Below are 14,008 nucleotides of genomic sequence, written 5' to 3' on the forward strand. Positions count from 1 at the left end.
ACGCCAGTCGAAGCCTGGATTCAGGCCTCGCGCGGGTAGACCAGCCCGGCGTCTTCGGCCCAGCCTATGGTGATGGTCTCGCCCGGCTTCGGCTCGGCGACGCCGGCCTTGTTCGGGATCTGCAGCAGCATCCGGTCGTGTTCCGAGAGGCTGACGTCGATGTCGAGGATCGCGCCGAGATAGGAGGCGTGCTCGACGCGGGCCTGGAAGCGGTTGGGCAGGGCCTCGGCCTCGCCGCCGACGGCGATGCGCTCGGGGCGCAGCGCCAGCGTCGCCGCGCCGCTGCCGGTCGCCGCCGCGCAGCCGATCTCGACCCCGCCTCTGGTGCGGAAGCGGCTAGGTGCCGTGATCTCGCCATCGAGGAAGGCGCTGCGGCCGATGAAGCCGGCGACGAAGCGGTCGGCCGGCTTCTCGTAGAGCTCGCGCTGGGTGCCGATCTGCCGGACCTTGCCCTTCTCCATCACGACCAGACGGTCGGCCATGGTCAGGGCCTCCTCTTGGTCATGCGTGACCATGATCGTGGTCAGGCCGAGCTTGCGCTGCAGGTCGCGGATCTCGACGCGGACCTCCTGGCGCAGCTTGGCGTCGAGATTGGAGAGCGGCTCGTCGAGCAGCAGCACGTCCGGCTCCATGGCCAGCGCGCGGGCGAGCGCGACGCGCTGCTGCTGGCCGCCGGAAAGCTGGCGCGGATAGCGCTCGTCGAAGCCGGCGAGTTGGACGAGCCGCAGCGCCTCGGCGACACGCGGCGCGCGGTCGGCCGGCGCGATCTTGCGCATCTCGAGCCCGAAGGCGACGTTCTCGGCAACGGTCATGTGCGGGAACAAAGCATAGCTCTGGAACACCAGCCCGCAATTGCGCTTCCAGGGCGGCAGGGTGGTGACGCTGCGCTCGCCGATGGTGATGCCACCGGCGGTGGGCGCGATGAAGCCGGCGACCATGCGCAGCGTCGTGGTCTTGCCGCAGCCGGAGGGGCCGAGCAGGACGAGGAATTCGCCATCGGCGATGTTGATCGCGACGTCGTCGACGACGGTCGTGTCGCCATAGGTCTTGCGCAGATGCTCGAGCGAGAGTCTTGCCATCGTGTCAGACCACCCGGCTCAGCTTGACGTAACGGTCGGTGACGATCATCGCCACGGCGATCAGGACGATCTGGATCAGGGATGCGGCTGCCACGGTCGGATCGATCTTCCATTCGAGATATTGCAGGATGGCGATCGGGAGCGTGGTGCGGCCCGGCCCGACCAGGAACAGGCTCATCTCCAGATTGCCGAAGGAGGTGACGAAGCCGAAGAGGGCGGCGGCGACGAGGCCGGGCCTGATGCTCGGCAGCGTCACCCGCCGGAAGGTGGTGAAAGGGCCGGCGCCGAGATTTTGCGCTGCTTCCTCGATGGTGCGGTCGAAGCCGACGAGGCTGGCTGTCACGAGACGTACCACCCAAGGAATGACCACGAGGGCATGGGCCATGATCAGCCCGCCGAGCGAGCCCATCACGGGCAGGCCGGTGGCGATCTCGGTCTCGATCTGGAAGACGTAGAGGGCGGTGCCGAGCACGATGCCGGGCATCACCAGCGGCAGCAGCAGCAGCGTGTTGAACATCGGGCCCAGCACGATGCGATGGCGCACCAGCGCGAGGCTTGCCGGCACGCCGATGACGAGCCCTATGAGGGTCGCGGCGACGGCTACCTGGAGGCTGAGCAGGAAGCCGTTGATGAAGGGCTGGTTGTTCGCTGCGGCGGCGAACCATTTCACCGAATAGCCTTCCGGCGGGAAGGATGGGATCTCCTGCCGGAAGAAGGCGAGCCAGGTCACGAAGATCAGCGGCAACAGGATGTAGACCAGCGCAATGCCGGCCGCGCCGTTGAGCGCAATGCGGCCGAGGCTCGGGCGGGAGGACGCGCTCACGCCCGGACTCCCAGATCCAAGGACCCGCGATTCAGGTCTCCGCGATGCGAAGGTGCGCTGCCGGCCGATTGCGATCCCCAGGCTCTGCTCAAAGGCACCGTCCCCGCTCTTGTGCGCTGCGGCCGAAGGCTGCGGAAGCGCCTCCGGTCCGTCAATGCAATTCTTCTCTATGCCTCGTATCGCCTTGCCCTATGCATCGACACGGAGCAGGCCCGGCGCTCAGTTCAGCGTGTTCTTGTGGAACGCGCCGCCCTTCATGATCATCGCCAGATGGCGGCCCTGGTCCTGGAAGAGCGCGAGATCTTCCAGCGGGTTGCCATCGACGAGGATCATGTCGGCATAGGCTCCAGCACGGAGCGTGCCAAGCTTGCCTTCCATGCGCAGGAGCTGCGCGCCGACCGTGGTCGCCGAGCGGATGATGTCGATGGCCGAGAGCACCTCGCGGCGCAGCAGGAACTCGCGCGACTGCTCGGCCTGGAGCTGCCCGAGCAGATCGCTGCCATAGGCGACGGGCACGCCGGCGCGCTTGCAGATCTCGAGCGAGCGCAGGCCACCATCGATGACGAGGTCGTTCTTGGCGAGCATGTCGCCATTCATGCCGAATTCCGCGGCACGCTCCTTCATCGCGTAATAGGCGACGAGGTTGGCGGTGAGGAACATGCCCTTCTCGGCCATCAGCTTGGCCGAGGCGTCATCGATCAGGTTGCCGTGCTCGATCGCGCGCACGCCGCAATTGGCGGCGCGGGTGATGGCCTCCGGCGTATAGGCATGGGCGCAGACATAGCGGCCGAAGGCGGCGGCCTCCTCGACGGCTGTACGGACCTCGTCGAGGCTGAACTGCAGGGAGTCGAGCGGGTCGTAAGGCGAGGCCACGCCGCCGGACATCATGATCTTGATGTGGTCCGCGCCCAGCCGCATCTGCTCGCGCACCGATTTGCGCACGGAGGAGACGCCGTCGGAGACGTTCATCGTATAGGCCATGGCGTTGCAGCAGTGGCAGCGCGTGCCGAAATCGGTGCGCCGGCGAGGGTCGCTGTGGCCGCCGGTCGGGCCGATCGCCTGGCCGGCGATGAACAGGCGCGGCGCGGCGACATGGCCGCCCTCGACCGCTTCCTTGATGCCCCAGTCGGCGCCGCCTGTGTCGCGCACCGAAGTGAAGCCGCGGTCGATCATGCCCTTCATCAGGCCGATGGCACGGGCGGTCATCAGCGTGAGCGGCATGCTCTCCATCGCGCGGATCACGACCTCGGACAGGAAGACGTGAACATGGCTGTCGATCAGGCCGGGCATCAGCGTGCGGCCGCCGCAATCGACCACATCGGCCTTGGCCGATTTGATCGGCTTTTCGGAGACCTCGCGGATGACGTCGCCCTCGACCAGCAACTCGTAGCCGGCGCGCAGCTCGCCGAATTCCGGCTCGAGCAGGGCGAAGTTCTTGAACAGCAGCGCGGCCATGAGAGATATCTCCTCCGTGGCCGCGGCGTGGCGCGCAGCCCATCTTCCGATCGCTGATATATTGGAAACTTTATTCCGCCTTGTCTATCGCCCTCCCGCCCCCGGAAGCGACTGCGGCGGTCAGCTCGTCACGGCCGCGCTGTGGCCGAACGCCCGCGTCCGGACCGGTATGGAGAGATTGTCGGCCAGTGCCCGGCTGACCGCGGGCAGGCCGTCGAGCAGGCTCGGCAGGAAGGCCTGGGAGGGCGGTGGCTGCTGCGGCAGGGCGTGCAGCGCGGCGGCCATCACCAACGGGTCGCGCTCGGTCGCGCCGAGCTGCGACGGGTCGTGCAGCACGGTGATCAGTTTCAGTTCCTCGGCCCGCCCGGCGCGGATCGCCTGCTCCAGCCGGGGCCGGACGCGCGGCACGATCAGGGCCGGCTTGTCGAAGGACAGCACCTCGCAGAAGGTGTTGTAGCCGCCCATCGCCACGACGCAGTGGGCGCGGTTCATCAGCAGCTCGAGCCGCGGCTCGAAGCCGAGGCTTTCGAGCTTGGGGATGCGGGCGATGCGCTCGGCGAAATCCTTGCGCCGCTCGCGCGACAAGAAGGGGCCGAAGACGATCAGCGCGGGCAGGGGGATGGTCGCATCGGCTTCATAGGCCGAGATCACCCAGTCGATCACGCCGGCGCCATCGCCGCCGCCGCCGGGGGTGACGAGGACGAAGGGGCCCTTGGTGATGCGCGGGAAGCGGCTCGGCGGCATCGGGCTCGGAACGGCCCGCTTCAGATAGCCGGTATAGCGGATCTTGTCGGCGAAGAGATGCTGGTTCGGCAGGCCGCCCAGCGGCCGATAGACGCTTTCCAGCCCGTAGACGAAGATGTCGTCGTAATGGTGTTCGAGCGCATGGAGGGCACCGTTATGGCGCCACTCCTCGAGCAGCTTCGCCGGCTCGTCGAGCACGTCGCGCAGGCCGAGCACGATGCGGGCGCCGCGCCGGCGCAAGATGTCGAGCGCCGGGGCGAATTCCCCACGCAGGCCGAGCGGCTCCTTGTCGACGATGACGACGTCAGGATCGAAGGTCAGCACCACCTGCTTGATGATGTCGCTGCGCAGGCGGATCGTGTCGGCGAGGTCGAGATTGAGATGGTGCGGGTCGTAGCCGCCGTCGCTGTGCTTCTCGATGCCGGGGATGCGGACATAGTCGACGCCGGCGCCGAACTGGAAGCTCGAAACTACGGAAGATCCCGAGACGATGATCACTGATATATGAGAGTAGCTGGCAACCAGCGCGTTCGCGATCGCGCGGCAGCGCCGGATATGGCCGAGGCCGAAAGTGTCGTGGCTGTAGATCAGGACCCGGGGCGCATGCGAACTGCGCGGGGGGCGCTCGGCCTCAGCAAAATCGACGACGTTTGAAGCCATGTCCGCGTCGCCTCCCCGCAGAAAGGTCAGACGACCTCGTGGCGAGGACGAACGCACCTGATACCCGATCCAATATAGCGTGTGGCGCCGGCCGATCCAAGCCGCTTTCGCGACGCGCCGGCGACCTGCAGCCTATTGCGGGAAGTGCTCGACATGGGTCTCGGCCGTGCGGCCGAAATAGAGAACCCTGCGGCCGAGGAAGGACACGATATAGCCGGCGCAGCCATGCGCCATGACGTTTCTGGAGAACGTCTTGTAATCATAGTCCGGCGGGTTGGCCTGGGCCCATTGCACCTGTGCCGCGACGCCGGCAGGGTCGAAACCCGCGGCGACCTCGCCATCAATTTCAGTGTTCTTCAGCACAATGTGATCGCCATCCGGCAGGAAATAGGTCGTCGTACGGGTGCGGTAATCTACGGTGTAGCCCTCGAAACCGGCCGCGATCAGCTTCCCGACGATCTCGGGGAAGGCGAGCGTCTTGTCATGGGCTGCTGCGAGGCAGCTTTCGGCAATGGCGATCCTCTGGGCGTCCATGGCGTCTTCCTTTGAATGTCGGCGGTTCTCGCTCGCGGTCAGTCTGTCGGCGGAGCGGTCAGCTTTCGGCTCGTCGCGATGCTGCGGAGCAGGGCTTCGAGGCTGCGGCGCTCCTCGGGCGGCAGGTTTCCGAAGAACTCGGCATCGTTTTCATCGGCCAGCCTTGCGAGGCGCGGCACCAGCTCGCGCCCTGCTGCGGCCAGGCTCAACGTCTGCCCACGCCCGCCCGCCGGATTGGCGGTGCGGATTACGAGGTCCTTGCCGACGAGGCGGTCGGTCAGCTTGGAGATTGCTCCCTTGGTCATGCCCATGCGCTCCGCGAGCGCGGAGGGAGCGATGCCCTCGGCATCGTGGAGGGCGCGCAGGAAGACCCATTCGGCCACGGTCACGCCTTCGGCCTCGACCCTGCGGGCGAAGCCTTGCGAAACCGCGTTGGACACCATGCGCAACCAATAACCGAGATGGGCGTCGAGGGGCGAAGGCGGGAGTGCGGTCGGCATTGGGTGTCTCGCTTGTTGACTAGGAAACTAAAGCTGTTGAGTTTCCTAGTCAACTATCTGTTTTGGAGAGCTCCGAGCCGTTGCGTCACTGCAGAGAGCGTGAGCGATGCTGCAATCCACTAACGGGCGAGGCCGAACAGGTCTCGCGGGTCGGTTCGGAGCACAGCCGGGTGGACGCCCGCCGACGCCAGGAAGCCGTCGAGGAAGTCCCAGACCGTCGCGTCATGGTCGCGATGGTGCAGGAGGAGGCCGAGGCTGTCGGCCGCTCCGCCGGGCCGCTCGCGCCGCACCGCGAGGAGGCGGCAGGCCTCGGCGACGAGATCCCCCGCAGCGCGGCCGACGCGGCCGCCGCTCCAGTCCATGATGTCGAGATCGGTGTTGGCGAGAATCGGGCCGCCCGCTTCGCCCAGCGCGAAGCCGCGGAAGCAGGACAGGCCGGCGAAGCCGAGCGCCGGCAGCAGCGCGGCATGAGCGGGATCGATCCGGTTCCAGGGCGGCACGAAGACCGGCAAACAGGCGTCACCGAACAGCCCTGCGAGGCGGGCTCGCGCCTCTCCGATCTCCTGCCTGATCTCAGCGGCCGGTCGCAGCGGGCCGAATTCGGTCTTTTTCGCACCTTTCGGGGCATGGTTGCGGTGCCGGCAGCCATGCTGGCATGGCAGCAGAAAGGGCATGTCGCGCAAGGCCGCTGCGAGGGCGGGCTCCGCCTGCATCGGGATGACCGCGAGCAACACCGGCAGCTCGAAGCGCCGGCCGAGAGCGGCAAGGCGGTCGAGCGCGGGCGTAGGCGCGACCGCGTCGTCGTCGCGCAGCCAGAGCCTGAGCTGCCGCCCGGCCTCGCTCCAGCGGTCGAGCTCGTCTTGAAGCGGCAGCCAGATCGGGTCGAGAGCGGCTGCGCTCATGAGGCGGTCACTTCCATGGCCGAGCGCGAGCGGGCGGTGCGGTTGGCGACGGCCAGCGCGAGCCCGCCCTTCAGGATCGCCGCGGCTTGTGCCGGGTTGCGCTCTTCCAGGGCGAAGCGGCGTGCCCGCACCCCCATGCCGCGGCGCAGTTCGGCGTCGTCGAGCAGGCGCCGCAGCGCCGCCGCCAGTGCTGCCTCGTCGCCTTCCGGCGCGAGCAGGGCGGTCTCGCCACTGCGGACGGTTGCGGAGACCCCGCCGCTGTCGAAGGCGACGATCGGGAGGCCGACGGCCTGTGCCTCTAGATAGACCAGCCCATAGGCCTCGCGGACGCCCGGCCAGATGAAGAGATCATGCGCCGCCATCTCCGCGACGACGCGATCATGCGGGATGGCGCCCCGCCAGCAAACGCGCCCCGCCGGCAGTCCGGCAAAGGCCTGCTCGATCTCGGCGCGCTTGCGGCCATCGCCGATGATCGTGAGCGTCCAGGGGCGGTCGGCGACGCCGGCGAGGATGCGGGCGAGCGTGAGGTAACTGTTCTGCTTGGTGCCCTCGCGCATCATCGCCACGGTGACGAGGCGCGGAACGGCGGCCTCGCCGGCTTGCCGCGGCGGCGCGGCGTCGAAGGCGATGAAGGGCGGCAATTCGAGGATGGCCGTGTGCCGGGACCGCCAGGGTTCGAGGCCCTGCCGGTCGCGGTCGGTGAAATGGAGATGCAGGTCGGCTGCGGCGAGGCCGTGCCGGACGATGCGCGTATGCTGCGCCCATTCGCCTGTCGCGCGGCGGGCGGCGTCGCTGGCCTCTGCGACGACGTAGGGAATGCCGAGGCGCTCGGTGATGCCGGGCCCGAGCAGATCGGGCGCCTTGTAGTAGTTGTGATAGGTGAACCAGAGCTCGGGCGGCGGTTCGCCGGTCTGCCAGCGCGCCAGCATGGCCTCGCTCAGGGCCGCCGCTTCGCCCTGGTGCCGGGCGAGCCTGTCCGCGTCCGAGGTCGGCATGAAGTCGCGGCCTGCCCGGACGGGTTCGACGACGTGGCCGAGCCCTTCGAGCACCGCGACGAGCTGGCGCGCCATGCGCCGGTCCCCGGAGATGCCGCCGTCGTCATAGGCGTTGAGCGGCGTGTGGAAGGCGATGCGCACCGGGTTCGGGCTCGCTGGTTGCGGTGCTCTCAGCGATAAGGATCGGCCGCGTCGCGCAGGCCGTCGCCGAGGAAGTTGAAGGCCAGGATGATCAGGATCACCGGCACGACCGGATAGAGCAACCAGGGATAGAGCGCCACCACGTTGATGTTCTGCGCCTCGTTCAGCATCACGCCCCAGCTGGTGATCGGCGGCCTGAGGCCGAGGCCCAGGAAGGAGAGCGCCGTCTCGCCCAGGATGGTCTTGGGGATGGTGATGGTCGCCGAGGCGATCAGGTGGCTCATGAAGCCCGGGATCAGGTGCAGGCCGATGATGCGGGCGGGCTTGGCTCCCATCAGCTGGGCGGCGACGACATAGTCCTCTTCGCGCAACGACAGCAGCTTCGAGCGCACGGCGCGCGCCAGACCGGTCCAGTCCATCAGGCCGAGGATGACGGTGATGCCGAAATAGACCAGCAGCGGGCTCCAGGACGGCGGCATGATCGAGGCGAGCGCCAGCCAGAGCGGGATATGCGGCAGCGACTGCACGATCTCGATCAGGCGCTGGACGAAGAGATCGACCTTGCCGCCGTAATAGCCGGCGATGCCGCCGATGATGACGCCGAGCACGAAGGAGACGGAGACGCCGAGCAGGCCGATCGAGAGCGAGATGCGCCCGCCATAGAGGATGCGCGAGAGCATGTCGCGGCCGAGCCTGTCGGAGCCGAGCAGGAAGAGCGTGCCGTCCTTGGGCGGGCAGACCAGGTGCAGATTGCCGGGGATCAGCCCCCAGAACATGTAGCCGTCGCCGCGGCAGAAGAAGCGCAGCGGCTGGGGGCGGGTGCGGTCGACCTCATATTCCCGCTTCAGGTTCTCCATGTTGATGTGCTGGACGTAAGGATAGACGAAGGGGCCGATGAACTGCCCTTCATGGAAGAGATGCACGGATTGCTGCGGCGCGCGGATGAAGTCGGTGTTGCGCGTCGTGTAGTGATAAGGCGCCAGGAATTCGGCGAAGGCCGCCATCGCATAGATCACGAGGATGACCACGCCCGAGATCACCGCGAGCTTGTGGCGGCGGAACTTCCACCACATCAGGCGCCATTGCGAGGCGAGATAGACGCGCTCCTGCTCCGGTGTCATCGCCTCGACGGCGTCGGGCTCGAAGGGCGCGGTCGAGGCCGAGTGCGGCAGGGCTGCGCCCTCGGGCGGCAGGGTCGTCGTCGAGGGGATCGATGTCGAGGACTGGCTCACTTGGTCGCCGCCCCCTGCAGGCGGATGCGCGGATCGAGCACCGCGAGCGCGATGTCCGAGATCAGCACGCCGATCACGGTCAGGAAGGAGAGGAACATCAGGAAGGAACCGGCAAGGTACATGTCCTGGCTCTGCAGGGCGCGGATCAGCAGCGGGCCGGTCGTCTGCAGCGACAGCACGATCGCGACAATCTCGGCGCCCGAGACGATCGAGGGCAGGATGTCTCCGATATCGGAGACGAAGAAGTTCAGCGACATGCGCAAGGGGTATTTGCGCAGCGCCTTGCCGGGCGGCAGTCCCTTGGCGCGGGCGGTGACGTAATACTGCTTCTGAAGCTCGTCGAGCAGGTTGGCGCGGACGGCGCGGATCATTCCCGCGGTGCCGCCGGCGCCGATGATGATCACGGGAATCCAGAGATGCTCCAGCACGGAGCGCACCTTGGCCCAGCTCCAGGGCTGGTTGAGGTATTGCGGATCGACCAGCCCGCCGATCGAGGTGCCGAACCAGACGTTGGCGAAATACATGAACACCAGCGCCAGCAGGAAATGCGGCACGGCGAGCCCGATCAGGCCGATGAAGGTCAGGCCGTAATCGCCCCAGCTATACTGGTGCGTCGCCGAATAGATACCGATCGGGAAGGCGACGACCCAGGTGAAGATGATGGTGAAGAAGGAGACGACGATGGTCAGCAGCAGCCGGTCTCCGACGATCTCGCGCACCGGGCGCTGATACTCGAACGAATAGCCCATATCGCCCTGGAGCAGGCCGGTGACCCACCAGAAATAGCGTTCGATCGGCGGCCGGTCGAAGCCGTACTCCTTCTTGAGGAACTCGATGCGCGAGAGATCGGCCTTCTCGCCCTGCGCCTGCATCTCGGCGGCGAGGGTCTCGAAATAATCGCCCTCGGGCAGGTTGATCACGGTGAAGATCAGCGCGCTGGTGATCAGCAGCGTCGGGATCATCACCAGGATGCGCTTGAGGATGTATTTCAGCAGCACGGTCAGCTCTTCGCCTTGTCCGGGGTCGCGGTCTTCGCCGTGTCGAACCAGAAGGTATCGGGCATGTAGCGGCCGAAGAAGGCGCCGGGCTCGAAGCTGTAGAGGCCCTTCTGCGGCACGTTGCGCAGATCGCGCGAAACCACGACCGGCTGCAGCGTGCCGTTGATCACGCCGATCGTGAAGAGTTCCTCCGCATTGATCGCGAGCATGCGCTGCCAGATCTGGCGGCGTTGCGCATGCGTCGTGCTGGCGCGCCATGCCTCGTAGAGCCGGACGAGCTCGCGCACCTTCGGCAGGTCGGGCTCCTCGCCCTGGAGGCCGCCGCTTTCCAGGAACTGCCCCCAGCGCGGCCAGTTGAACTGCGCGGAGTTGGTGGGCGCCAGCGCCTCGGGCTCCATGTCGGCCGAGACCAGCGCGTTGTCCATGCCGACCCAGGCCGACATCACGGTCTGGCCGGCGAGGATGCGGCGGCGGAAGACGTCGCGCTGGGTAGAGCGCGGATAGATCTTGATGCCGACGGCGAAGAGATCCTGCTTGATCAGGTCGAGGATGTCGGTCTCCTCGGTGCTCTCGCCGGCGGTCTCGATGGTGAACTCGAGCCGCCGTCCGTCCGACAGCAGGCGGACGCCGTCTGTGTCCCGCTTCGACAGGCCGGCCTCGTCGAGGAGCTGGTTCGCAAGGGCGGGGTCGTGCTGCGTCCACATGCTTGCATGTTCGGCATCGTAGAGCGGGCTTTCGGGCAACGCGCTGTTGCCGCTCTCCTGGGCGAGGCCGAAGAAGATGACCTTGTTGACGTCCCGGCGGTTGATCGCCACCGACAGAGTCCGGCGATAGCGGACATCGCGGTTCAGGTCGCGCCAGACCGGATCGATCGCGTTCAAGTTGGGCATCAACGCGAAATAGGAGCCTTCCGCCCGTTTCCAGAGCCGGACGTCGAAGTTCATCCGCTTCGAGGCTTCCTTCAGGAAGGTGTAGTTGTCGAAGCGCAGATAGCGCGCCTGCAGATCCGCCTCTCCGGCCGCCGCCTTGGCCGGCACGAGCGAGTTGGTGCCGACGGTGAGCGTGACCTCGTCGACATAAGGCAACTGCCGGCCGTTCTGGTCGATGCGGTGGAAATACGGGTTGCGCTGGAAGACGAAGAGCTCGGCCGGCAGCGGCGTGATGTTGCGCCAGGGCTCGAGCGTGGGGAGGTCGGGATTCTCCGGCCGGTACATGCGCGAGAGGCGTTCATGCAGGGCGCCCCAGTCGCGCACCCTGGCCTGCCTGACGCGCGAATGCAGCGTCACCGGGTCGGCATGGTCGATGTGGTACTGCTTCAGATAGCCCGAGGGCATGAAGATATAGGTCGGCTGCGCGGCGGCGAGCGAGGGCAGGAAGACGGGATTGGGCTTCGCCCAGCTGTAGCGGATCTCGGTTTCGCTCAGCACCTCGAAGCGCGGCGGCTCGCCGCCTGCCAGCAGGGCCTGGGGCGGCCCGCCGGGCGAGAGCCGCCTATTGTTGGCGACATGCTCCCACCAGTAGCGGAAATCCTCCGCGGTGAAGGGCGAGCCGTCGGACCAGCGGTGTCCCGGCCGCAGCCTCAATGTGAAGATGCGGCCCTCCTCGACGTCGAAGCTCTCCAGCACGTCCGGTGCGATCTCGAGATCCCAGTCATAGCCGACGAGGCGGGTGTAGCCGTAGAGGGTCATCATGCGGATGTCGCGCTGGTCGCCGATCAGCGAGCGTATCGTCCCGCCATGGCGCCCGGGCTCGCGGCCCTCGCCCGAAACCTCGACGATGCGGGGAGCCTGCGACACGCGCTGCGCGACGGCCGGCAGCTTTCCGGCGGCGACCATCTCGGCGAAGAATGGGCTGTCGATCAGCTCGGCCGGCATCGCGGTCGCCGCCCGCGAAAGCCGCGGTAGCCCTGCCGCGACCAAGGCGGCGGTGCCGAGCAGCAGGGCGCCGCGCCGCGTCGGGGAATGACGGGATGCGCTCATCAGGCGAACTCCCGGATGTCGGCACCCGGCCGGGCCAGGACGAAATGGCCGTCGCCGAGCGGCAGATGCGCCAGCGCCTCGCCCTCCGGATCGCGCTGGAAGACGGGCGACCACTGGCTGGCGTCGGAGGCGCCGCCCGGTGCGGCCAGCTTGAAGTCGAGCTTGCGGTCCAGGTCGGCGTAGGGAACCGAGCGCAGCAGCGCCCTGGTGTAGGGATGGACCGGCCGCGCGAACAGCGCGTGCCGCGGCGCGATCTCGACGATGCGTCCGTTCGCCATCACGGCGATGCGGTCCGCCATGTAGTTCACCACGGCGAGGTTGTGCGAGATGAACAGGAAGGTCAGGCCGCGCTCGGCCTGGAGGTCCTTGAGCAAATTGAGAATCTGCGCCTGGACCGAGACGTCGAGCGCCGAGACCGGCTCGTCGCAGATGATCAGGTCCGGATCGAGCGCGAGCGCGCGGGCGATGCCGATGCGCTGGCGCTGGCCGCCCGAGAAGGAATGCGGATAGCGGTTCAGGAAGCGGACATCGAGGCCGACATCCTGCATCAGCGCCTTGACCCGCGTGGTCTGGTCGCGGCCGCTGCCGCGGTCGTGGATGGCGAGCGGCTCGCGCAGGATGTTCATCACCGTCATGCGCGGCGAGAGCGAGGAAACCGGGTCCTGAAAGATCATCTGGACGCGCGGCCGGAAGGCGCGCAGCGCCTCGCCTTCGAGCGAGAGCACGTCGACCTTCTCGCGGCCGTCATCGAAGGTGATCCGGCCGGAATCCGGCGTGACCGCGCGCATGATGATCTTGCTGACGGTGGTCTTGCCGCAGCCGCTCTCGCCGACAAGGCCGAGGCACTCGCCGCGCCTGATGTCGAAGCTGACATCGTCCACGGCGAGGACGCTGCTAAGCGTGCCCTTGCCGAAGAAGCTGCGCGAGCCGGTGGTGTAGGTCTTGCGCAGATCGCGCACGCTGAGCAGGGGGGCGGCCTTGGCCGTTTCCGCGGCGGGCACCGGCGCGCGCACTGCCGCCGGCGGCCGGGGCCTCGCCTCGCGCAGCGCGACGAGGCGCTCGCCCTCCTCCATGTCGAAATGTGGCGAGGCCTTGAGCAGCGCCTTGAGATAGGGGTGGCGCGGGCGGCGGAAGATGTCCTCGACCGGGCCGCGCTCCATGATCTCGCCGTGGAAGATCACCACCACCTCGTCGGCCATGTTGGCGACGACGCCGAGATCATGGGTGATCAGCAGGATCGCCATGCCCATCTCTGCCTGGAGCTCGCGCATCAGGTCGAGCACCTGGGCCTGGATGGTGACGTCGAGCGCGGTGGTGGGCTCGTCCGCGATCAGCAGCGCCGGCTGGCAGATCAGCGCCATGGCGAGCATGGCGCGCTGGCGCAGGCCGCCCGAGAGCTCGAAGGAGTAGAGCCCGAAGGCACGAGCCGGGTCTTTGAAGCCGACGCGCCCGAGCATCGTCTCGATCAGCCCACGGGCCTCGCGCTTCGGCATCGGCCGGTGCAGCAGCAGCGCTTCCTCGATCTGGTTGCCGATGGTGTGGACCGGCGAGAGCGAGGACATCGGCTCCTGGAAGATCATGCCGATGCGGCCGCCGCGCAGCGCCCGGATCTCGCTGCCCTCGGAGGGCAGGGCGGCGATGTCGATCGTCGACTGCGGCGCGAGCGGATCGCGGAACAGGATCTCGCCGCCAGTGATCGCACCGGCGCGCGGCAGCAGCCCCATGATCGCCTGCGAGATCACCGACTTGCCGGAGCCGGATTCGCCGACGAGGGCGACGGTCTTGCCCGCGGGCACGCGCAGGCTGACCCCCTTCACGACCTCACGGGCCAGCCCGTGGATCGTGAAGCCGATACGCAAATCGCTGATCCGCAGGATATCCATCAGCCGCCTTCGCAAGGACGCCTCGCCCCGCGCCACAACTCACAACGTCAATAGACGCGGAAAGTGCCGCCTTGCCAACGCCT

Annotated in this window: 12 protein-coding genes; all 12 read right to left on the reverse strand. The window is 67.5% G+C overall.

Features of this window, described 5'->3' with window-relative positions; genetic code table 11:
* Positions 1-20: 20 nt before the first annotated feature.
* Positions 21-1,079: an ABC transporter ATP-binding protein gene (locus ASE63_RS12590; protein ID WP_056801425.1), complete on the reverse strand. Its 1,059-nt coding sequence runs from the start codon at positions 1,077-1,079 to the stop codon at positions 21-23.
* A gap of 4 nt (positions 1,080-1,083) precedes the next feature.
* Positions 1,084-1,902 (reverse strand): ABC transporter permease, encoded by an 819-nt coding sequence (locus ASE63_RS12595; protein WP_200962558.1) that lies wholly within the window; start codon positions 1,900-1,902, stop codon positions 1,084-1,086.
* Between the two features lie 219 nt (positions 1,903-2,121).
* Positions 2,122-3,357: an amidohydrolase family protein gene (locus ASE63_RS12600; protein WP_056801427.1), complete on the reverse strand. Its 1,236-nt coding sequence runs from the start codon at positions 3,355-3,357 to the stop codon at positions 2,122-2,124.
* Positions 3,358-3,477: 120 nt separating this feature from the next.
* Positions 3,478-4,761 (reverse strand): glycosyltransferase, encoded by a 1,284-nt coding sequence (locus ASE63_RS12605; protein ID WP_056801429.1) that lies wholly within the window; start codon positions 4,759-4,761, stop codon positions 3,478-3,480.
* A gap of 132 nt (positions 4,762-4,893) precedes the next feature.
* On the reverse strand, positions 4,894-5,295 hold the full coding sequence (locus tag ASE63_RS12610) for a hypothetical protein (protein ID WP_056801431.1): 402 nt from the start codon (positions 5,293-5,295) through the stop codon (positions 4,894-4,896).
* 38 nt (positions 5,296-5,333) lie between these two features.
* Complete coding sequence (locus tag ASE63_RS12615; RefSeq protein WP_056801433.1) at positions 5,334-5,795, reverse strand: MarR family transcriptional regulator; 462 nt, start codon at positions 5,793-5,795, stop codon at positions 5,334-5,336.
* A gap of 119 nt (positions 5,796-5,914) precedes the next feature.
* Positions 5,915-6,697: a polysaccharide deacetylase family protein gene (locus ASE63_RS12620; RefSeq protein ID WP_056801435.1), complete on the reverse strand. Its 783-nt coding sequence runs from the start codon at positions 6,695-6,697 to the stop codon at positions 5,915-5,917.
* Complete coding sequence (locus ASE63_RS12625) at positions 6,694-7,833, reverse strand: glycosyltransferase family 4 protein (RefSeq protein ID WP_056801437.1); 1,140 nt, start codon at positions 7,831-7,833, stop codon at positions 6,694-6,696. Before ASE63_RS12625 ends, ASE63_RS12620 begins: the two co-directional genes overlap by 4 nt.
* Positions 7,834-7,862: 29 nt before the next feature.
* Positions 7,863-9,065, reverse strand: coding sequence for an ABC transporter permease (locus ASE63_RS12630; protein WP_244491386.1), 1,203 nt, complete (start codon positions 9,063-9,065; stop codon positions 7,863-7,865).
* Positions 9,062-10,060: an ABC transporter permease gene (locus ASE63_RS12635; protein WP_056801770.1), complete on the reverse strand. Its 999-nt coding sequence runs from the start codon at positions 10,058-10,060 to the stop codon at positions 9,062-9,064. Before ASE63_RS12635 ends, ASE63_RS12630 begins: the two co-directional genes overlap by 4 nt.
* A 5-nt stretch (positions 10,061-10,065) precedes the next feature.
* Positions 10,066-12,042 (reverse strand): ABC transporter substrate-binding protein, encoded by a 1,977-nt coding sequence (locus ASE63_RS12640; RefSeq protein ID WP_056801439.1) that lies wholly within the window; start codon positions 12,040-12,042, stop codon positions 10,066-10,068.
* A complete protein-coding gene (locus ASE63_RS12645; RefSeq protein ID WP_056801441.1) occupies positions 12,042-13,925 on the reverse strand; it encodes an ABC transporter ATP-binding protein in 1,884 nt (627 codons plus the stop codon). Before ASE63_RS12645 ends, ASE63_RS12640 begins: the two co-directional genes overlap by 1 nt.
* Positions 13,926-14,008 lie beyond the last annotated feature (83 nt).

The organism is Allobosea sp. Root381 (genome assembly GCF_001429395.1).
GTDB lineage: Bacteria > Pseudomonadota > Alphaproteobacteria > Rhizobiales > Beijerinckiaceae > Allobosea.

Excerpts from the sequence above, each read along its gene's own strand:
- ASE63_RS12590 (WP_056801425.1), bottom strand. The coding sequence starts at position 1,079 with ATGGCAAGACTCTCGCTCGAGCATCTGCGCAAGACCTATGGCGACACG.
- ASE63_RS12600 (WP_056801427.1), bottom strand. The coding sequence starts at position 3,357 with ATGGCCGCGCTGCTGTTCAAGAACTTCGCCCTGCTCGAGCCGGAATTC.
- ASE63_RS12605 (WP_056801429.1), bottom strand. The coding sequence starts at position 4,761 with ATGGCTTCAAACGTCGTCGATTTTGCTGAGGCCGAGCGCCCCCCGCGC.
- ASE63_RS12610 (WP_056801431.1), bottom strand. The coding sequence starts at position 5,295 with ATGGACGCCCAGAGGATCGCCATTGCCGAAAGCTGCCTCGCAGCAGCC.
- ASE63_RS12615 (WP_056801433.1), bottom strand. The coding sequence starts at position 5,795 with ATGCCGACCGCACTCCCGCCTTCGCCCCTCGACGCCCATCTCGGTTAT.
- ASE63_RS12620 (WP_056801435.1), bottom strand. The coding sequence starts at position 6,697 with ATGAGCGCAGCCGCTCTCGACCCGATCTGGCTGCCGCTTCAAGACGAG.
- ASE63_RS12640 (WP_056801439.1), bottom strand. The coding sequence starts at position 12,042 with ATGAGCGCATCCCGTCATTCCCCGACGCGGCGCGGCGCCCTGCTGCTC.
- ASE63_RS12645 (WP_056801441.1), bottom strand. The coding sequence starts at position 13,925 with ATGGATATCCTGCGGATCAGCGATTTGCGTATCGGCTTCACGATCCAC.